Raw genomic sequence first — 20,125 nt, 5'->3', positions numbered from 1 at the left:
CCGTTTAATAGCTAGCACTTCAGGTGCTAGCTATTTGTTCAGATTAGGCAGTTAACCTTATTCACTCAGTGCCGTTCTAACACCGGCTTCAAGCTCTTCGTGAACAGATTTAAATAACCCAAGTTGGCGTTCAATGATATGTTCAGGTACACCCGCCATCGCGCGCGCTATGTTGCCGTACAAGCGCTGCTTTTGGGCATCATCAAATAGGCAATATAGAGCACGAGGCTGTGAAAAATCATCATTGTCTTTACGGTGGTCGTATCTATCCGCCATTCCTTCAAGCTCAAGAGCAGGGCGTTTATACTCTGGGCTCTCTTTTGGGCCTCCCATCGAGTTAGGCTCGTAGTAAGCATCTTCGTTACCACCAGGTTCATTATTAAAGAACCGCATTGCACCGTCTTTGTGGTAATGATGCACAGGGCATTTTGGGCGATTAACAGGTAATGCCTCATAATGCGTACCGAGTCGGTAGCGGTGAGCATCGGCATAGGAGAAAATGCGTGCTTGCAACATTTTATCGGGAGAAAATCCAATTCCAGACACCACGTTAGACGGACTAAATGCAGCTTGTTCTATCTCTGCAAAATAATTGTCTGGTACGCGATTTAATTCTAGTGTGCCAACATCGATGAGTGGAAAGTCGCCATGCGGCCAGACTTTGGTTAAGTCAAACGGATTGTGTTGGAACTGTTTTGCTTGCGCTTCAGTCATCACTTGAATCTTCATATCCCATTTCGGATAATTTCCGCGCTCTATGGCCTCAAGCAAGTCCTCTTGAAAACTCTCTCTGCTTTCGCCAATTACTGATTTTGACTCTTCATCGGTATGATGCTGGTGGCCTTGTTGGGTTTTCATATGAAACTTCACCCAAACTCTTTGGTTTTCCTCGTTAATCAAACTAAAGGTGTGAGAGCCATAGCCATTCATATGTCTCACATCCGTTGGCAAGCCACGGTCAGACATTAAAATCAATACTTGATGCAGGCTTTCTGGCGACAGTGACCAAAAATCCCATTGCGCGGTGTTGGAACGCAGGTTGGTTTTTGGGTGGCGCTTTTGGGTGTGAATAAAATCTGGGAATTTATACGGATCACGGACAAAAAATACGGGGGTATTATTACCAACTAAATCCCAATTTCCTTCATCAGTGTAAAACTTTATCGAGAAACCTCTTACGTCACGCTCCGCATCCGCAGCCCCTTTTTCGCCGGCTACCGTTGAAAAGCGCATCAGAATGTCGGTTTGCTTACCAACCTCAGCAAATAGCTTTGCCTTGGTATATCGGCTTATGTCATTTGTTACCGTAAATGTTCCAAACGCACCCCATCCCTTAGCATGCACGGTACGCTCTGGAATACGTTCTCTATTTTGATGCGCCAGTTTTTCGATTAATTGGTAGTCCTCAACCAATAATGGGCCTCTAGGACCTGCGGTAAGACTATTTTGATTATCGGCGATTGGATTACCAGCTGTGGTGGTTAATGGACACTTGGTCATTGCTCGTTTCCTTCATATAAAATTTAGAAACTAACAGCAAGAAATGAACCAAAGAAAAATTCAATTTAAACAATTAGTTGAGTAGTAGCTTAGCGGTGATTGTGATTTTTACAGAGCAAAGTTTTCAAACGCGTTGTAAGAGCTACGTAAGTGGTGAGCTAGGATATTGCTCACCACTTACTCATCTTAGTTACTGAGATTCGGCAAATGCATCAAGCTCACTTTCCATTTGCTCTCGCATTTTGAACTTTTGTAGCTTGCCTGTGACTGTCATCGGATAATTTTCAACGAGCTTGATATGTTTTGGGACTTTGAAATAGGCGAGTTTATCTTTTAAAAATATACGAATATCCTCTTCCGTAATATAGTGTCCGGGCTTAAGTTGAACCCATACACATACTTCCTCACCATATTTTTCGTCTTTGATCCCAAATACAGCGGCGTCTTGAATATCATGATGATGATAAAGCACTTCCTCAATTTCTCTGGGGTAAATATTCTCGCCACCGCGAATGATCATGTCTTTTATGCGGCCGACGATACTAACGAACCCTTCGTCGTCCATTACCCCTAAATCGCCAGAATGTAGCCAGCCATCGCTATCAATAGTTGCCCCCGTTTTTTCTGGGTCTTGCCAATAGCCTTTCATTACGCAATATCCTCGGGCACATACTTCACCAGGCGTACCAATTGGGGCAATATGTCCTAGCTCGTCAATAATTTTGACCTCGGTATGTGGCATAGCGCGACCAACAGTCTGCACGCGTTTCTCAACAGGCGAATCGATTTCGGTAATATTATTGATTGGGCTGCACTCGGTTTGCCCGTAACCAATGAGTACATCGGTCATATGCATTTGGGTTTGTACTTGGCGCATGACCTTTTCAGGGCAGGTAGAGCCTGCCATCACGCCAGTGCGCAGCGAAGATAGATCAAACTGTGTAAAGTCTGAGTGCTCTAATTGTGCGATAAACATTGTTGGTACACCGTGAAGCCCAGTGCACTTTTCTCGTTCAACAACTTCTAAGGTGACAAGCGGATCAAAGCTATCGTTAGGGAGTACAGCGCACGCCCCTTTACTGATACAAACGAGATTACCGAGCACCATGCCAAAACAATGATAAAGCGGCACGGGAATACAAAGCTTGTCTTGCTCTGTGAGCTTCATGGCATTGGCGACGAGTAATCCGTTATTGAGGATATTACTGTGGGTGAGGGTGGCGCCTTTCGGGTTGCCTGTAGTACCTGAAGTGAATTGAATATTGATTGCGTCGCTGGCACTGAGGTTGGCTGCAATCGCATTTGCCTCAAGATAGTGGGCATCATTAGCTTTAGATAACAGGGTGCTGAAATTCATTAGACCTGGTTCAATATCCTCGTCAATCAGCACAATCTGTTTGAGAGAGGGAAGGCGCTGTGAAGACAATTCGCCAAACATGCAGTCATAAGATTCTGGTGCCAGCTCTCTTATCATGTCAACGTAATGGCTATGTTTAAATGATTTCGCCATAACTAACATCTTACACTCAACGTTGTTTAGCACGTATTCAAGCTCGCTTGGACGATAAGCTGGGTTAATGCACACCATGATCGCGCCAATTTTAGCGGTTGCAAATTGCACTAGACTCCATTCAAGATTGTTTGGAGACCAAATCCCAACTCTATCCCCTGGTTGTATGCCCACAGCTAAAAGGCTTGCGGCAAGTTGATTTATTTTGGCGAGATACTCACGATAATTTAAGCGAACAGATTGATGAGAGACAACAATGGCTTCTCTTTCTGGATAATTGTCGACAATATCTTCTAGGTATTGCCCTATGGTGAGTTGAGTAAGCGGTGCTACTTGGGGGCCTTTGAAGTAACTCTTTGTAAGTGCACTTGCATTTATTAATTGGCTCTCTGTTGTCATATCTTGTCCTTGCTGTTGATCTCTAGTTTTTATCATTATGCTTTATCAGTGATAACCTAATTGTCGACAAAATCAAGTGCATTTGGACGAAAAGCATGAAATTACGACTAATGGCTAGTGATAAAGTGTGTGATGGTGAGGTAGTGGAAAGGTCAAGAGTAGCTTTTTTGGGGTATAAAAAACGCCTGAAAATTCAGGCGTTTTGTGGTTTCACTTAAGGGATGTTATTAAGCTAATCCTTCATCTGTATCGACATGCTCATCTTTATGATGCTTCGCGATTTCATCTGAAAGTTCTTGCTTAGAACGCTTCTCTGACATCCGTCTTGCCATTAGCCAATAGAAGAATAGTGGCAAGAAGAATACTGCGAGGAAGGTAGCCGAGAGCATACCACCCATTACGCCAGTACCCACACTGTGTCTTGCTCCTGCGCCAGCTCCAGAACTCATCACCAGTGGAACTACACCAAGTATGAAAGCAAGTGAAGTCATGATAATAGGTCTAAAACGCAGTCTTGCCGCTTCAAGGGCAGCGGTTGCTGGACTCCATCCTTCTTGATACTTCATGAGTGCGTACTCGACAATAAGAATGGCATTTTTACTTGCAAGGCCAAGTAGGGTAACCAAACCGATTTGGAAGTAAACGTCGTTGGTTAGCCCAGCGATCCAGATTGAGACCAAGGCACCGAAAGTACCAAACGGTAGCGCTAACATAACCGAGAATGGCAATGACCAGCGCTCATAAAGTGCTGCGAGGATCAAAAATACCATGATCACGGCCATGCCGAGTGCAATACCGGTTGTGCCAGAGTTTTGCTTTTCTTGGAACGCGGAACCCGTCCACTCGTAAGTCATATCTGGTGGTAGCACTTTGTTGGCGATACGCTCAAACTCCGCGATAGCTTGACCTGAGCTGTAGCCAGGTGCTGCTTCGCCCATTAACTTAACTGCAGATAAGTTATTGTAACGATTCATGGTTTCCGGACCGCGACTATACTCAACATCCGTAAATGCAGAAATTGGTACCATTTCGCCACGATTGTTTTTCACATAAATGCGGCCAACATCTTCCGGTGTCATTCTAAACTCGGCTTCAGCGGACATAATCACTTGCCATGCACGACCAAATTTATTGAAGTCGTTGACGTAGTAATTACCTAAATTGGCTGCAAGTGCGTTAAACGCAGAATTGATATTAACCCCCATGGCACGCGCTTGTTCACGATCCATATGCACTTTTAGCTGTGGTGCATCAGGACGCCATAGCGTTTGAATGCCTGTAAGGATAGGGCTCTTCTGCGCCTCGGCCATGATCATCTGCATGCCTTGCTTCAATTTAGCGGGATCAGAGCCGCCTTTATTTTGCAAGAAGACTTCAAATCCGCCTGTTGTACCCAAGCCGAAAATTGGCGGTGGGTTAAACGCCAGCACTAATGCTTCGTTAATATGCGCGGTTTTCATAAATAACTCACCAACAAGTTCCTTCGCCGACACATCGCGTTCATCCCAATGTGTTTGCGTAACGAACATAGTCGCCGCGCTATTTTTGAAGCCACCACCGATGAAGTCCATCCCCGTAAACGCCACGACGTTTTCGTTAGCTGGGTTTGACTTTGCAGCCGCTATCACTTCATCGGCCACTTTAGCAGTGCGCTCTAACGAAGAGCCATCAGGCAAGAACACCGCTATCATATAGTAACCTTGGTCTTCGTCTGGTACCAACGAGCTTGGTGTTTTTTGCCACAGGAATACCGTTGCACCAATCATCGCTACCATTAAGGTTAGGCCTACAAAACCACGGCGAACCATAAAGCTAACCGCACCAACATAGCGTCCGGTTACACGATGGAACCAGTCATTGAACCACAAGAAAAACTTGGCATCTTGTTTGTGCTCGTGCTTAAGCAGCAATACACAAAGTGCAGGTGTCATCGTCAGTGCAACCACACCGGATAAACTTACAGAGATGGAGATTGTGATCGCAAATTGGCGGAATAGTTCGCCTGTTAACCCACCGAGGAAAGCGATAGGTACAAACACCGAACACAATACCAATACAATCGCGACTACGGGGCCGCTTACTTCTTGCATTGCTTTAACTGCGGCTTCTCTAGCCTGCAAGCCTTGCTCATGCATAATACGCTCGACATTCTCAAGTACTACAATGGCGTCATCTACCACGATACCAATCGATAACACCATGCCGAACAGCGTAAGCGTGTTAATCGAGTAACCGAGCATATAGAGACCTGCAAATGTACCAAGTAACGAGACCGGAACTGCAAGCGTTGGAATTAGCGTTGCACGCCAGTTTTGCAAGAACAGGTAAACCACTAAGAATACCAAAATCATTGCTTCACCAAGCGTTTTTAACACCTCGCGAATTGAGACTTCTACAAAGCGTGTGGTGTCGTAAGAGTTAACGTGGGCGAGGCCTGTAGGGAACTGAGGTTTGATCTGTTCAATTTCAGCCTCTACTGCTTTAGCCACGTCAAGCGCATTCGCGCCCGGTTGCAAGAATACACCGAGCAATACCGCTTCTTTACCGTTAATAGTACCTTGGAAGTTATAGTCTTTAGAACCAAGCTCTACGCGAGCAACATCCTTAAGGCGCAGTGTTGAGCCATCTGGGTTTGCACGAACGATGATATTTTCGAACTCTTCAGCCGTCGATAAACGTCCTTTCGCGGTGACACTATAAACGAGCGATTGCGCGTCTTGAGATGTCGGTGTTGCACCAATACTACCCGCAGCATACTGAGAGTTTTGCTCTCTAATTGCACCCGCAATATCGTCTGCTGTGACTTGCAATTGACTCATAATATCCGGGCGCAACCAAATACGCATGGCATAGTCTTTAGCACCGAAGATCTGCACGTTAGTCGTACCTGGAATGCGTTTGACGCGGTCAAGGATATTCATGGTGACGTAGTTAGATGTCCAGAGACTTTCTCGAGTTCCATCTGGCGAATAGAACGCGTGTACTTGCAAGAAGTTAGAAGATGTCTTTTGAACCACAACGCCTTGGCGTCTAGTTTCTTCAGGGAGACGAGCTTCAACTTGCTTCACCCGGTTATTTACATCTACGGCAGCCTGATCAACATCCGTTCCAATCTCAAAAGTTACTGCAATAGTTGTTACGCCGGAGTTGGTACTGGTTGATGTCATGTACATCATGCCTTCAACACCCGTAATCGCGTTTTCGATAGGGGTTGCAACGGTTTGTTCTAATACATCCGCTGATGCACCAGGGTATACCGCACGTACCTCAACTTGAGGTGGAGCGATTTCGGGATACTGCGCAACAGGCAAACTGCGCATGGCAGCAAGGCCCGCAAGTACAATCACGATAGAGATAACAAAGGCAAAAATAGGCCTGTTTATGAAATATTTGGAGAACATCAGATTATTCCCCTTGCTCGCTCACAGACACTGGCATACCAGGGAAGAAGATCCTCGCCATGCCTTCAACGATGACAGGTTGACCTTCTGTTAAGCCTTCGCGAATAACCCACATATTCTCATTATTAAGCTTGACCCACTCACCAACTTTGACCGGTGCAGGCAGGGCTACGGTTGTGCCTTGTTCATTTTTGGTGGCAATGTATACAAATTTACCCGTGCCGTTGTCTAATACCGCTCTTTGCGGAAGTACAATCGCGTTATTGCGTACCGCACCAGAGAGTTTAACTCGAACAAACTGACCCGGTCTTAACTCGCCATTTTTATTAGGAATACGAGCTTGTAACTCACTGGTACCCGTGAAGCGGTTTACCCGAACGTCGCTAAAGTTTACTTTACCGGCTTGTCCGTATAGTGAACCGTCTTGCAGAATAATCGTGGTATCAAATTCATTATGATCTGGTAATGACAATGAGCCATTTTCTACATCTTGGCGCATTGTTAGCTGCTCACGCTCTGAAAAGCCGAAGCGAGCACGAATGGTGCTAATGTCGGTAAGTTCAGTTAATAGTACACTCGGACCAGAAACATAACTGCCTTCTGACATCAGTTCACGACCAACAATACCAGAAACAGGTGCTTCAACTTTGGCGTATTCAAGGTCTAGCTTGGCTTCACTCAATGCGACTTTTGCAGATTCTAAATTCGCAACTGCAATATCGTAGGCCGATACTGAGTTATCAAAGTCGCGCTTTGATACTGAACGCTCGTTCTTCAAACGCTCAAGCCTTTCGCTCTCGCGCTTAGTTTGATCAACGTTTGCTTTTGCTGCCTGAAGTGCTGCCTGCGCTTTTTCTACCGCTAATTCAAAAGGTTTAAGCTCGATGGTGAATAATGAATGACCAGCTTTTACAAATTGACCTTCCTCAAAGTTGCGAGATTCGATGATCCCAGAAACTCGAGAACGAATTTCGACTTCTTTATCACCCGCGAGAGTGGCCGGAAGTTCGATATCGAAAGGCACTGATTGAGTAGTAACTTGTTGTACACTCACTTGCGCAGGTGGCATTGCATGGCCCCCTTGCTGTGGTGCTTCTGAACACGCTGACAAAGTGCCTAACGTGAGCATTAAAAAAGATAGGTGTTTAACACGACTGCGTATTGATGCTGGATACATGAACACTCCAATTCCTATATTATCATTTTATGCTGCCCCGGCTTTGACGGGGAACTACCTTGCAATTTGCCTTTAATAACGCACACTCAACTGGATGCAATCAGTCAAGTGAGTTCATTTCATACCTTAACCACACCAAAGTAAAGGCTATTTGTTCGACAATTAAACAAGTAAACGGTAGTGTATACTTAAAGAAATAAAAGGTAAACGGTTGCGTGTACTTTTCTTCAATTTAGGTATACGATCATGTGTACTTTTTATTAACGACTTTATTGATTAAAATAAAGGGAATGTTGATTTATTACGAAGAAGGCTTATCTCTGTATAGAGAGGTGATTCTCGGTATACAACTGACCATGTGAGTAGCAGCTATCAATGGCTCGCTTTTCCCACTATTAATTAAAGACAGAATAAGTAAATGACGCAACTTTCACCAAAACAGCAGTCAATTTTATGTGCAGCGATAGAAGAGTTCGCTCAAAAAGGCTTGCAGGCGACGACGATGGAGTCGATCAGTCAATCAGCGGAAGTATCAAAGCGCACGTTATACAAGCATTACTCGACCAAAGACGAGCTCTTTGATGCCGTTGTTGAGCTGTTAATTGAGCGAATTAAGCCGATAACTGCGATACAATTTATCCCAAACTATGACTTTTCAGTGCAACTGCAACATCTTGCGAAAAGCGCAATGACTTTGTTGAATGACGAGGATTATATGCGTTTGTCGCGTATTGTGATGATTGAATCGATGCGTAGTTTTGAGCAAGCACAGAATTTAAATGAAAAGTTTAGTCATTGTGAAGCCGCGATGATCCAATGGTTCGAAGATGCTGCGAATTCAGGGTGTCTTGGTAGTTTTGATGCGGACTTTGCCGCAGCGTACTTTTGGGGCGCACTGAAAAAGCTAGGCTATTGGGAACGCGCGATAAAATGGCAAGCTCCGCTTCCAGAAGCAGAGCTTGATATATTAGTTGAAAAGGCGGTCTCACTATTTTGTAATGGCGTTACTCAACGCCAATAAATCCACCGGTTTGATGCGACCACAGTTTGGCGTAAATACCACCTAAAGCTAGCAAGGATTGATGGCTTCCTTCTTCTACTATCCGACCTTCATCCATAACGATTAGTCTGTCCATTTGTGCAATCGTGGATAACCTATGGGCAATTGCAATAACGGTTTTACCTTCCATCAGTGCATCTAAGCTCTCTTGGATAGCTTGCTCAACCTCAGAATCCAAGGCTGAAGTGGCTTCGTCTAAAATTAAAATTGGCGCATTTTTTAGTAATACACGGGCAATGGCGATACGTTGGCGTTGGCCACCTGATAGTTTCACACCGCGTTCACCTACTTGTGCGTCAAAGCCAGTATTACCGTGACTGTCTTCTAAGTCTTGGATAAAATCGTAAGCCTGCGCTTCTTTTGTTGCGGCTATTAATTCTTCTTCTGATGCATCAGGGCGACCATAAAGAATATTGTCACGCACGCTGCGATGGAGCAAAGAAGTATCTTGCGTCACCATGGCGATATGACGTCTTAAGCTTTCCTGTTTTACTTTCGCAATATTTTGGCCATCTATTTCGATGCTGCCGCCGTCGGTATCGTAGAATCTCAGTAATAAGTTCACTAAGGTCGACTTCCCCGCACCTGAGCGGCCAACTACACCAATTTTCTCGCCAGGTTTGATATGTAGGTTCAAGTTGTCGATGACGTTATGTTGTCTCGCTGCATCTTTACGCTTATAAGCGAAGGTAGTGTTACAAAAGTCGATTTTTCCGGCTTTAAAATCTAACTGTGGCGCTGTTTGTTGGTCAACAATATCAAGCGGTCTTGAGAGTGTGTTCATGCCGTCTGCAACCGTACCAATATTTTCGAATAGGCCGCTAATTTCCCACATTATCCACTGCGCCATACCATTTAGTCGTAAGGCTAAACCCACTGTAATTGCGATTGCACCAGCGGTTATCGCATTAAAAGACCATAAGTAGATGGAAAGTGCCGCGACGGAAAATACCAAAAGATAATTTAAGGCTTGAATACTAACGTTTAAGCTAGTTGCTAAGCGCATTTGCTTATATACAGGTTGAATAAACACATCCATGCTGTCTTTGGCATATTCTTCTTCTCGTTTGGTATAAGAGAAAAGCTTTACGGTTGAAATATTGGTGTAGCTATCAACGATCCTTCCCGTCATTTCTGAGCGCGCGTCAGCCTGCTCACTAGAAACACGTTTTAGTTTAGGAACAAAATAGAATTGGAAACAGATATAGCAGCCAAGCCAAATAACTAGCGGGATCATCAAACGTATATCACTGCTCGCAACAAGTGCGAGCATGGCGGTGAAGTACACTAAAATATAAACCAGCACATCGAGTAGCTTCATGACTGATTCGCGCACGGCTAGGGCGGTTTGCATCACTTTAGTTGCAATACGCCCTGCAAACTCATCTTGATAGAATGTCATAGACTGCTTTAGCAAGTAGCGGTGTGCCTGCCAGCGAATAGCCATTGGGTAATTACCCAATAAACTCTGATGTAAAATGGCGCTGTGAAAAAAGACTAACAGTGGCAGCGCCACTAACGTGATGACAGACATTCGAATTAACTCGGTTTGTTTAGCTTCAAATAGAGTTTGTGGTGTATAAGTGGAGAGCCAGTCAACTAAATCACCCATAAAGCCAAATAATGTTACTTCCAAAATTGCGAGGAGCGCAGCACTTAGCGACATAAATAACAAGGGTAATTCCATTCCCTTAGTATAGAAGCGACAGAAAGCCAACAAACCTTGTGGTGGCTGACCAACTTCTTGCTCGGGAAAGGGTTTGGTAAAGCGTTCAAATACTCGATACATGGATGGTCCCTAAATTTGTTCAGAAGCTAGTCTACCTTGATAGTATGAAACGCGCGAGTCACAGATTGGTGCTCAATTTGCACGAATGATTATAGTTGTTTTTGGTTGAGTAGTTTTTGTGTAATGAGCTCACCAGTGACAGCATTATAGCTACTCAAAGTCAGTGGCGTAGAATAGTGCTTTAAATAGACCTGATCATGTGGTTTTTCTACTGTAATTTTATCGATTGGGACGAGTTTATTACCTTCCTCGACAAAAAATGACAGCTCTAAATAGCATGGAAACACCTTTTTACATACACCGAGTGATTGTTGTTGTAAGTCAAACGTTGAAGAGAGCCAACTTGGCCTATTATTGATTTTAGTGGTTTTGGGCCAAGTTACAGAAAGATCAAACCTTTGCGGGTCTGAAGAGTAGTGCTGAGATTGGCTTGCTACTCGTGCGAGGAGCAAAGGAGTATTGCCACTCACTGATTGAACCTCAGATAAGCGAACCTGATCAACGGTGAGTGGATTAATTTTCAATGTTTGCTTGAGTTCACTTGCCAGTTGGTTTTGTTCATCTAGTTGAGAAAATCCGAGGTGAACGAGTAATTTTGCATCGCGATTGTTATCAAATACCTTTTCTTTTATGTGTTTAGCCGCGGCTTTGGCTCTACCTTGTTGTGAGTCGTGATCGTAACTAATAATCTCGTAGCCAAGCGATTTGGCTTCAAATATCAAGCTAGCGTAAGTCGCCTCCATGGTGTAGATCCCATGCTCATATGTTGTAAAGCCGTGTTTATTGATTTGCTGCTCAACGCTTACCTGTGGGGTAAGCGCTTCTAATGCAAGATAGCGATAGCCTTGTTCATATAAAGGCTTCAACAGGGCAATCGTTAGCGCTCGGTGTTTAGCATTATGATACGCCTCGTTTACCATAGTGATACGCGTGTCAGCAGCCTTGTGTTCTATGATTTCTAGCGCAGGAACTAGCCGATAATCGTTTAGCAACATATCTGGGTTGATCACCCCAGAGGTGAGTTTTTCTGCTTCAAAATAATTGCCGACAATAGAATGATAAGTTGCTGCATATTGAATGTTTGCTGAGCTGCTATCTAAATGCCCTTTGACTGGAATTTGGCTTTCAAGTGACTGTGTGTTTTCAAACACACGTTTATCTGAGTTAACACCAAAGATTAAGGAAGCAGGGTTAGCGCTTGAATTTGCTAATGCTGTTACGGATATCAGCGAACATGCGCAAAAAATAACGGCTTTTCCATATTGTTGAGGTAACACCTAAATCCACTCCTTGCGGTTTATTACGGTTATATTAATAGCATAAAAGCGCGGAGGGCTGAATCAAATAAAAGCAAATTTTTTACAAGTATTTTATATTTGAATTATTTACAGAGGACATAAATGTGGAAGCAAATAAAAAGGCCAGTAGCTAAGTAACTGCTGGCCCTTGATATGATTATTCTTCTTTGCCGTATGTTTTACGAAGAATATAAACATAGGCATTGATGAAAGCTTGCTCTTGAAACTTTTTCAACCCAGTGTCTTCATAGTCAACAGGAATTGGGTTTCTTTTTAATTGCTCTTTTACTTCAGTGCCAGAAAGTAACTGCACGTCGACACCTGAAATTAACTGGATTGCAGCTTCCATTTTAAAACCAGCCGCACTACCTGCGAATTTGCCTTTGTGTGGGCGTTGACGAATGGCGATAGAATCTACGCCGTAATCTTCTACTAGTTTTGCAAAGTCGAATTGGAACTTGCGCATTTCATCAAGTTCTGTCCCTTGGTTACTTAACGTAAAGCGGCGCTGACGAATGTCTCTAATATCAAAAACATCATCTTCTTTCGTTAGCATACAAAGCAGAGCTTCGCTGCCTGAAATTTCAACCCCAAGTGTTCTCATTTTCGTGTCCAGATTATGCAAAAATTGAATTATCTCACAGTGTTATTTCTATTGCTATCGCTGCATGGTCAGAATAGCAAATATCTTCGTCCATGCGCTTTGGATCAAGGTGAGCATCGTAACTGTAGTAATGTAACGACTTCACCCTGGGCGTTTCTCGGTTGGGATTGAACTCTTTTGAACAAAGAATGTAATCAAGTACGTTACCTTCACCTTGATAGTAATGACTGGCTGGTTTTTCTTTGTGGTTGTTGTCGGCGTAAAGAAAACTGTCAAACAATCCGACACTATCAAAGCCATTACTAGCAAGGACGGGTGGAAAGGCTTGCGTCATAAAAGATAATGCCGGGCTGTCTAACGCATCATTGAAGTCGCCCATCACTAACGTTGCAGCCTGTTTCTCCCTTTGTGTCTTTAATGCATCGTAATAAATGATGGAAGCTTCGAGTGAACGTGAGATCTGCGACTGCATCGTACCAACGGTTTCGTGAAGCAATGTAAGTAGCGGGTCATCTTGATTGGAATCTCCCAGCATGTGGGCCATTGAATGCACGCGTTGAGACTTGAAGTGGACGGCATAACACGCCAGTAACCCGAAGCCTGGAATGTCGAATTTACATTTTATCGGGGTGCGATTGAATTTAAATTGATGTTGATTATTAAGGTATTCGAGTAATTCGGGGCAGGGCTCTAACGGCGCAAAGGATTTAAATGGTAGTTTTGATGCGATAGCGACCACGGGTTTAAACAGTACCGACGGGTAGACGTGATCAGGACTTGGCGCATCTACAGTGGCAAAGTGGACAAGACCTAAGTCTTCGCACAGCATCTGTAAGCTATCAGGTGAGAAGACCTCTTGAAACACAATGACATCGGGGTTTATATGCTGAATGAGTCCCGTGATGAACTGAGTTTTGGTTTGCCACTGTGTTTCATTATAGTGCTCATGAAGTTGATAAAAAGAATAAGGCGGCGCTGCAAAATTTAGTAGATTAAAGGTTGCAAACCGATAACGCTTTTTGGCCACGAAGAATCCCAAAATAGTTTTTGTAAATTAATAGATTAATTTTAGCTCTAGGCTTGCACTTAGCCAAGTAACACGCGAGAATAGTGATTCTTATTCGAAAGTCCTCGGATGAGCCGCGATAATTCGCGCAAGACAATGCTTATTCGTAAAAGCGTTGATAGGCACACTTTAAAATTAATTAAATACATGTGATGCATTGTAGGTGTCACCACTGTAAATAGGATTTATCATGCCAGTTATTACTCTCCCTGACGGCAGTCAGCGTATTTTTGAAAACCCTGTCACTACTCTAGAAGTCGCTCAAGACATCGGTCCAGGCCTTGCGAAAGCAACGATTGCTGGCCGTGTAAATGGCGTTCGTGTTGACGCTTGTGACCTCATCGAAAATGATTCAGCACTTGAAATCATCACCGCAAAAGACGACGACGGTCTTGAAATTATTCGTCACTCGTGTGCGCACTTGATTGGTCACGCTGTAAAACAATTGTTCCCAGAAGCTAAAATGGCGATTGGTCCTACTATCGACAACGGTTTCTATTACGATGTTGATCTAGAGCATTCGCTTACTCAAGAGGACCTTGAAGCGATAGAAAAGCGTATGTTGGAGTTGGCAAAAACCGACTACGACGTAGTAAAGAAAAAGGTGAGCTGGCAAGAAGCGCGCGATGCATTTGCAGCACGCGGTGAAACCTATAAGATGGAAATCCTAGACGAGAATATCGCGAAAGATGACCGCCCAGGTTTATATCACCACGAAGAATATGTTGATATGTGTCGTGGTCCGCACGTACCAAATATGAAGTTCTGTCACCACTTCAAGATTATGAAAGTGGCGGGCGCATACTGGCGCGGCAACTCAGAAAACAAGATGTTACAGCGTATCTACGGTACAGCTTGGGCTGACAAAAAGCAGCTAAAGGCGTATCTTAAGCGTCTAGAAGAAGCTGAGAAGCGTGATCACCGTAAAATTGGTAAAGCACTCGATCTGTGGCATTGGCAAGAAGAAGCGCCAGGCATGGTATTTTGGCACAATGATGGCTGGAGCATTTATCGTGAGCTTGAAGATTTTGTTCGCGAAAAACTACGCGAATATCAGTACGAAGAAGTAAAAGGTCCGTTGATGATGGACCGTGGTTTGTGGGAAAAATCAGGCCACTGGGACAAGTATTCAGATGCCATGTTCACGACTGAGTCAGAGAAACGTGAGTATGCTATTAAGCCGATGAACTGCCCAGGTCACGTGCAGATCTTTAACCAAGGTCTAAAGTCATACCGTGATTTACCATTGCGTATGGCTGAGTTTGGTTGTTGTCACCGTAATGAACCATCTGGTGCACTACATGGTTTGATGCGTGTTCGTGGATTTACACAAGACGATGCGCACGTATTCTGCACAGAAGAACAGATCATGGACGAAGTATCAGCATGTATCAAAATGGTGTATGATACGTATTCAACTTTTGGCTTCGAAAAGATCGTTGTTAAATTATCGACGCGCCCTGAAAAACGTATCGGTGAAGATGAAATGTGGGACAAAGCAGAAGCTGCACTTGCAGATGCTTTGAAAGCCAATGACATCGAGTTTGAATATTTACCAGGGGAAGGTGCGTTTTACGGACCGAAGATTGAATTCACGCTATATGACTGTTTAGAGCGTGCATGGCAATGTGGTACAGTGCAATTAGACTTTGCACTACCTGGCCGTTTAGGGGCAACATATGTTGCGGAAAATAACGAACGTAAAACCCCTGTTATGATCCATCGCGCAATTCTAGGCTCACTAGAGCGCTTTATTGGTATCCTAACGGAAGAATACGCTGGTCAATTCCCAACTTGGCTTGCACCAAAGCAAGTTGTGATCATGAATATCACGGACAAACAAGCCGATTATGTCCACGAAGTTGTACAAAAGTTGAATAAACTTGGAATAAGAGCTTGTGCCGACTTGAGAAATGAGAAGATTGGTTTTAAAATCCGCGAGCATACTTTAAAACGTATACCTTATTTACTAGTGGTGGGTGATAAAGAAGTCGAGCAACAAGAAGTTGCAGTAAGAACCCGTACTGGTGAAGATTTAGGTAAATTCTCGGTTGACGATTTCATCGCGAAAGTTAGCGAAGAGATTAAAAATCGACTATAAATATAAACTTGCGTGTACTTTACTTTTTCTGGTGCACGCATTTACTTTTGAATTTTTTGGAGGAACGTACCATTAGAGGCGGCAAAAAAGGGCAAAATAACGCTCAGAAAAATCGTATTAACGAAGAGATTACAGCGAAAGAAGTTCGCTTAATTGACGCTGAAGGCGAGCAAGCTGGCATTGTCTCAACAAGAGACGCACAAAACATGGCGGAAGAAGCCGGTCTAGATCTAGTTGAGATCAGTCCAAACGCTGAACCACCAGTTTGTAAAGTGATGGACTACGGTAAGTTCCTTTTTGAAAAAGCAAAAATCCAAAAAGAACAAAAGAAAAAGCAAAAGCAAATTCAGGTTAAGGAAGTTAAATTCCGTCCTGGTACTGATGTTGGTGATTACCAAGTTAAGCTACGTAGCCTTCGCAAGTTTCTTGAGGGTGGTGACAAAGCTAAAGTCACAATTCGCTTCCGTGGTCGTGAAATGGCGCACCAAGAAATTGGTATCGACCTGTTAAACCGTATCAAGACTGAGTTGGAAGATATCGCATCTGTTGAGTCTTTCCCGAAAAAAGTGGAAGGTCGTCAGATGATAATGATGATGGCACCTATTGCTAAAAAGTCTTAATCTCGGCATAATACGTATCGAATTTAACGCAGGTCTCAAGTGCTAACGCCACCTGCGTTATCCGGTTCTAAAGTAAGGTATTGATCCTTCACCGGTTTTAGGTAGTAAGCTAGGCCTACAAGTGAGTTTATCTCCGCCTACTTACATTGTGTTAAAGCAATATCATTCGGAGTTATTGCAAATGGCTTATAAGCTAAAATCACACAGAGGTGCTGCTAAGCGCTTCAAAAAGACTGCTTCTGGCGGTTACAAGCGTAAACAGTCGCATCTTCGTCACATTCTGACTAAGAAATCTTCAAAGCGTAAATTACACCTTCGTGCTAAGTCTATGGTTCATAAGAATGACCTAGGCCTAATCGATCGTATGTTACCATTCGCTTAATAGAGGATATCAGAAATGGCAAGAGTTAAACGCGGCGTAGTTGCACGTGCACGTCACAAAAAAGTATTAAAGCAAGCTAAAGGTTACTATGGAGCGCGTTCACGCGTTTACCGCGTAGCTTTCCAAGCGGTAACTAAAGCTGGTCAATATGCTTACCGTGACCGTCGTGCTAAGAAACGTACTTTCCGTCAACTATGGATTGCTCGTATCAACGCAGCTGCACGTCAAAATGGTCTTTCTTACAGCCGTTTCATCAATGGCCTTAAAAAGTCATCGATTGAAATTGATCGTAAGATCCTAGCTGATATCGCAGTATACGACCAAGTAGCTTTCGCAGCACTAGTTGCTAAAGCAAAAGATGGTCTAGCTGCTTAATAAGCAGAACTAGAATTAGTCTTAGGACTAAACCTGGTATTGAAAAGGAGCCTTTGGCTCCTTTTTTAGTTTTATATTCGTTATAAACTCTAACGTTAGCGGTTTTTTATTAAGATTTTATCCAGCATCTTACTGCTCAATATTCGTTTTAAGTATCCCATCAAATAGGTCGGAAACGTGACGTAATATCTTGGCTTTGCAGTCTTAGCACTCAGCGCGTGTTGCAGCACTTTATAAACAGCTTCTGGCCCCAAAGTGAATTTTTGCGGAGCTTCTTCTGAGCTTAATCGGTTAAGCTGTGCCTGATATGCATCGTGATGTACGCTATTTTCGTGATCGATATTCGCTAAAAAGGCGTGTTTCGCGTTTTCTCTAAATTTAGACAAAATTGGACCTGGCTCTATTAGGCTAACTTGAATATTGCTACCTGAGAGCTCCATGCGTAGGGTATCGGTAAGTCCTTCAAGTGCAAATTTGCTCGCGTTATAGGCGCCGCGATATGGCAGTGCGACTAATCCAAGCACGGATGAGTTATGAACAATGCGGCCTGCGCCTTGCTTACGCATTTGCTCAACTGCGAGACAGGTGAGCGTATGCCAGCCAAAAAAATTAACTTCAAATTGTTGCCGTAACACGTCTGTAGGCAAGTCTTCTACCGCACCAGGTTGGCCGTAGGCTCCGTTATTGAATAAGGCGTCTAGCTGACCATTTGCGATTGTCAAAGCTTGGTTAAAGCCATCGTTTATACTTTGCTCACATGCTAAATCTAGCAGAATACATTGAATGTTTGTGCCTTCAAATTTATTCAAGTCTTTTGCATTTCTAACCGAAGCAATAACTTGATATCCTGCTTTTGACAATTGCACAGCGCAGTAATAACCAATCCCGCTAGAACAACCTGTGATTAAAATTGATTTTTGTACGCTCATTTGATCCCTAAAGTTATGGTTATCTGCGATTAACTGCAAATTTTTGTTGAATCACCGCACATTGTAAGCCGATATCTAAAATATTGATATAATTGGCAGATAAAAGCAGAGGAATAGAGAAATATGATGAGTTCCAGCATTATTATGCTTACTGCAATGCTAGGTATGAACGGTCATTTACCACCCTTGATGGAGTGGCAGGGCAAAAGCGAACAACTATTACAACAACAGGGCCCATTAACGACTGATTTTGAACTAAGCGGTGCGATAGATTCTCCTAATTACGCAGATACGATGGCATTTGTTGACCGCCTAGTGGCTGCCAATCCGACCCAATTTAAGCTAGAGACCATTGGGTTTAGCAATAGTAATCGCGCAATTAAGATGATTGTTGCAACGGAGCAGGGCGGTGATAAATCAAATGTTATTAATAATGGCAAGCCAACCATTTTAGTACAAGCTGGTATTCATGCCGGAGAAATTGACGGCAAAGATGCCATGTTTATGTTGTTTCGCGATGTTGCAACAGGTAAGCGCCGTGATATTTTGACGAAAGTGAATTTACTCTTTATCCCTATTCTCAACGTCGATGGGCATGAAAGACGCAGTGAGTTTAACCGTATAAATCAACGCGGCCCGACTGTTATGGGCTTTAGGACCAATGCCAATAACTTAAATCTGAATCGTGATTACACTAAATTGGACACGCCAGGAGTCAAGGCGGTCATGCAGGTAATTAACGAATACAATCCGGATCTGTACATTGATGTTCATGTAACGGATGGCGCAGACTACCAATACGATGTCACTTATGGTTTTAACCCGACTTTTGCAAGTGAGTCACCGGCAATAGCTGAGGTGTTAGAGAATCAGATTTCGCCACAAATTAATGCAGCGCTTGCTGCTCAAGGACATATTCCTGGTCCACTTGTGTTTGTGATGGATAAACGAGACTTTAAAAAAGGGCTGGCTGGATGGGTGGCAACGCCGCGATTTTCAAATGGTTGGGGAGATTTAAAGGGACTGCCGACTATACTGGTAGAAAATCACTCATTAAAACCCTATAAGCAGCGTGTACTGGGCACCTATGTGTTTATGGATGGCGTTATCAGTGGCCTCTCAAGCAATATTCAGGCATTACGAGAAGCGGTTCAAAAAGAGGCCGAATTCACACCTAAACAATTGGTAGTTGAACGCAGCTATGCAAAAGAGCCCGACTACATTCAATTTAAAGGCATCCAATACAAGCAGTTTGAAAGTGCATTGTCTGGTCATTTGGAAGCTAAGTACTTAGGCGAGCCACAAAACTATGAGAAGCTGCCAATTTATTGGCAGAAGGAAGTAAAAACAGCGGTGAATGTACCTGAGCAGTTTTACATTCCACCCGCATACCCTGAAGTGGTCGAAAAATTAAAACTGCATGGAATAACCGTTTCTACATTACCAGATGGAACGGTAGTGGAAAAAGTAAGTCAAGCTACAGTAAAAGACTACAAGTTCGATACTGCTCCTTTTGAAGGGCGCTTTAGAGTGAATGCGACTTTCGACATTAAGGAGCTCTCAGATAAGGTCGATCTCAGTGGGTGGTATAAAGTGGCAACGGCGCAAAAATCTGGAGAGCTGGTGACTCACTTACTACATCCAGAAGCGCCTGACTCATTTTTTGCTTGGGGGGAGTTCAATACTATCTTCCAACGTACAGAATATGTTGAAAATTATGCACTTGAACCTTTTGCACGAAAAATGCTAAAACAAAATCCAGCTATGGCATTAGCCTTTGATAAAAAAATACGTGAAGACAAGCAGTTTGCAAACGATCCAAAAGCGCGGATGGAGTGGCTTTATGCAAGAACGCCGTTTTATGATAAAGCGTATCTTAAATATCCTGTTTTGATGTCGTTTGGAGCAAACTAA

The 20,125-nt window shown here is 43.5% G+C and carries 15 protein-coding genes; 6 read left to right on the top strand and 9 right to left on the bottom strand.

Annotated features, from left to right (window positions below; translation table 11 throughout):
- Positions 1-57: 57 nt before the first annotated feature.
- The 4 genes from MHN32_RS18425 to MHN32_RS18410 form a co-directional block, all read right to left on the bottom strand.
- Positions 58-1,500, bottom strand: coding sequence for a catalase (locus MHN32_RS18425; RefSeq protein WP_239422482.1), 1,443 nt, complete (start codon positions 1,498-1,500; stop codon positions 58-60).
- A gap of 190 nt (positions 1,501-1,690) precedes the next feature.
- Positions 1,691-3,409, bottom strand: a complete 1,719-nt coding sequence (locus MHN32_RS18420) for an AMP-binding protein (protein WP_239422481.1) — start codon at positions 3,407-3,409, stop codon at positions 1,691-1,693.
- A 227-nt stretch (positions 3,410-3,636) separates the two neighbouring features.
- A complete protein-coding gene (locus tag MHN32_RS18415) occupies positions 3,637-6,810 on the bottom strand; it encodes a multidrug efflux RND transporter permease subunit (RefSeq protein WP_010604876.1) in 3,174 nt (1,057 codons plus the stop codon).
- Positions 6,811-6,814: 4 nt separating this feature from the next.
- A complete protein-coding gene (locus MHN32_RS18410) occupies positions 6,815-7,987 on the bottom strand; it encodes an efflux RND transporter periplasmic adaptor subunit (RefSeq protein WP_239422480.1) in 1,173 nt (390 codons plus the stop codon).
- Positions 7,988-8,405: 418 nt separating this feature from the next.
- On the opposite strand from MHN32_RS18410, the gene MHN32_RS18405 reads away from it, so the two are divergent.
- Positions 8,406-9,008 carry a TetR/AcrR family transcriptional regulator gene (locus tag MHN32_RS18405; protein ID WP_010604874.1) on the top strand — a complete coding sequence of 201 codons (603 nt, stop codon included), beginning with the start codon at positions 8,406-8,408 and terminating at the stop codon, positions 9,006-9,008.
- Here MHN32_RS18405 and MHN32_RS18400 read toward each other — a convergent pair.
- The 4 genes from MHN32_RS18400 to MHN32_RS18385 form a co-directional block, all read right to left on the bottom strand.
- A complete protein-coding gene (locus MHN32_RS18400; protein WP_102056876.1) occupies positions 8,992-10,836 on the bottom strand; it encodes an ABC transporter ATP-binding protein in 1,845 nt (614 codons plus the stop codon). The genes MHN32_RS18405 and MHN32_RS18400 overlap by 17 nt on opposite strands.
- Positions 10,837-10,925: 89 nt before the next feature.
- Positions 10,926-12,113 carry a hypothetical protein gene (locus MHN32_RS18395; protein ID WP_239422479.1) on the bottom strand — a complete coding sequence of 396 codons (1,188 nt, stop codon included), beginning with the start codon at positions 12,111-12,113 and terminating at the stop codon, positions 10,926-10,928.
- Positions 12,114-12,291: 178 nt separating this feature from the next.
- A complete protein-coding gene (locus MHN32_RS18390; RefSeq protein ID WP_010604871.1) occupies positions 12,292-12,738 on the bottom strand; it encodes a DUF3010 family protein in 447 nt (148 codons plus the stop codon).
- Positions 12,739-12,772: 34 nt separating this feature from the next.
- Positions 12,773-13,765, bottom strand: a complete 993-nt coding sequence (locus MHN32_RS18385) for an endonuclease/exonuclease/phosphatase family protein (protein WP_010604870.1) — start codon at positions 13,763-13,765, stop codon at positions 12,773-12,775.
- A 229-nt stretch (positions 13,766-13,994) separates the two neighbouring features.
- Between MHN32_RS18385 and thrS the strand changes: the two genes are divergently transcribed.
- The 4 genes from thrS (at position 13,995) to rplT (ending at position 17,282) form a co-directional block, all read left to right on the top strand.
- Complete coding sequence (gene thrS, locus MHN32_RS18380; protein ID WP_095729293.1) at positions 13,995-15,905, top strand: threonine--tRNA ligase; 1,911 nt, start codon at positions 13,995-13,997, stop codon at positions 15,903-15,905.
- A 56-nt stretch (positions 15,906-15,961) separates the two neighbouring features.
- Entirely contained in the window at positions 15,962-16,525 is a 564-nt protein-coding gene (gene infC / locus MHN32_RS18375) for a translation initiation factor IF-3 (protein ID WP_095729294.1), read from the top strand.
- 181 nt (positions 16,526-16,706) lie between these two features.
- Positions 16,707-16,907 carry a 50S ribosomal protein L35 gene (rpmI, locus tag MHN32_RS18370; RefSeq protein WP_010604868.1) on the top strand — a complete coding sequence of 67 codons (201 nt, stop codon included), beginning with the start codon at positions 16,707-16,709 and terminating at the stop codon, positions 16,905-16,907.
- Positions 16,908-16,922: 15 nt separating this feature from the next.
- Positions 16,923-17,282, top strand: a complete 360-nt coding sequence (gene rplT / locus MHN32_RS18365) for a 50S ribosomal protein L20 (RefSeq protein ID WP_010376973.1) — start codon at positions 16,923-16,925, stop codon at positions 17,280-17,282.
- Between the two features lie 95 nt (positions 17,283-17,377).
- Here rplT and MHN32_RS18360 read toward each other — a convergent pair whose 3' ends face one another.
- The gene (locus MHN32_RS18360) at positions 17,378-18,211 is read right to left on the bottom strand and encodes an SDR family oxidoreductase (protein ID WP_102056873.1); all 834 of its coding nucleotides are present in this window, start codon (positions 18,209-18,211) and stop codon (positions 17,378-17,380) included.
- 126 nt (positions 18,212-18,337) lie between these two features.
- On the opposite strand from MHN32_RS18360, the gene MHN32_RS18355 reads away from it, so the two are divergent.
- Complete coding sequence (locus tag MHN32_RS18355) at positions 18,338-20,125, top strand: M14 family metallopeptidase (RefSeq protein WP_239422489.1); 1,788 nt, start codon at positions 18,338-18,340, stop codon at positions 20,123-20,125.

The sequence above is a fragment of the Pseudoalteromonas sp. Of11M-6 genome, assembly GCF_022347905.1.
Classification (GTDB): Bacteria; Pseudomonadota; Gammaproteobacteria; order Enterobacterales; family Alteromonadaceae; genus Pseudoalteromonas.
Note: the sequence above shows the minus strand (reverse complement) of the source record. Positions and strands in the feature narration are given on the sequence as shown.

What these genes read in the sequence shown, in the direction of transcription:
- MHN32_RS18425 (WP_239422482.1), bottom strand. Translation starts at nt 1,500, where the DNA reads ATGACCAAGTGTCCATTAACCACCACAGCTGGTAATCCAATCGCCGAT.
- MHN32_RS18420 (WP_239422481.1), bottom strand. Translation starts at nt 3,409, where the DNA reads ATGACAACAGAGAGCCAATTAATAAATGCAAGTGCACTTACAAAGAGT.
- MHN32_RS18415 (WP_010604876.1), bottom strand. Translation starts at nt 6,810, where the DNA reads ATGTTCTCCAAATATTTCATAAACAGGCCTATTTTTGCCTTTGTTATC.
- MHN32_RS18410 (WP_239422480.1), bottom strand. Translation starts at nt 7,987, where the DNA reads ATGTATCCAGCATCAATACGCAGTCGTGTTAAACACCTATCTTTTTTA.
- MHN32_RS18405 (WP_010604874.1), top strand. Translation starts at nt 8,406, where the DNA reads ATGACGCAACTTTCACCAAAACAGCAGTCAATTTTATGTGCAGCGATA.
- MHN32_RS18400 (WP_102056876.1), bottom strand. Translation starts at nt 10,836, where the DNA reads ATGTATCGAGTATTTGAACGCTTTACCAAACCCTTTCCCGAGCAAGAA.
- MHN32_RS18390 (WP_010604871.1), bottom strand. Translation starts at nt 12,738, where the DNA reads ATGAGAACACTTGGGGTTGAAATTTCAGGCAGCGAAGCTCTGCTTTGT.
- thrS (WP_095729293.1), top strand. Translation starts at nt 13,995, where the DNA reads ATGCCAGTTATTACTCTCCCTGACGGCAGTCAGCGTATTTTTGAAAAC.
- rpmI (WP_010604868.1), top strand. Translation starts at nt 16,707, where the DNA reads ATGGCTTATAAGCTAAAATCACACAGAGGTGCTGCTAAGCGCTTCAAA.
- rplT (WP_010376973.1), top strand. Translation starts at nt 16,923, where the DNA reads ATGGCAAGAGTTAAACGCGGCGTAGTTGCACGTGCACGTCACAAAAAA.
- MHN32_RS18360 (WP_102056873.1), bottom strand. Translation starts at nt 18,211, where the DNA reads ATGAGCGTACAAAAATCAATTTTAATCACAGGTTGTTCTAGCGGGATT.
- MHN32_RS18355 (WP_239422489.1), top strand. Translation starts at nt 18,338, where the DNA reads ATGAGTTCCAGCATTATTATGCTTACTGCAATGCTAGGTATGAACGGT.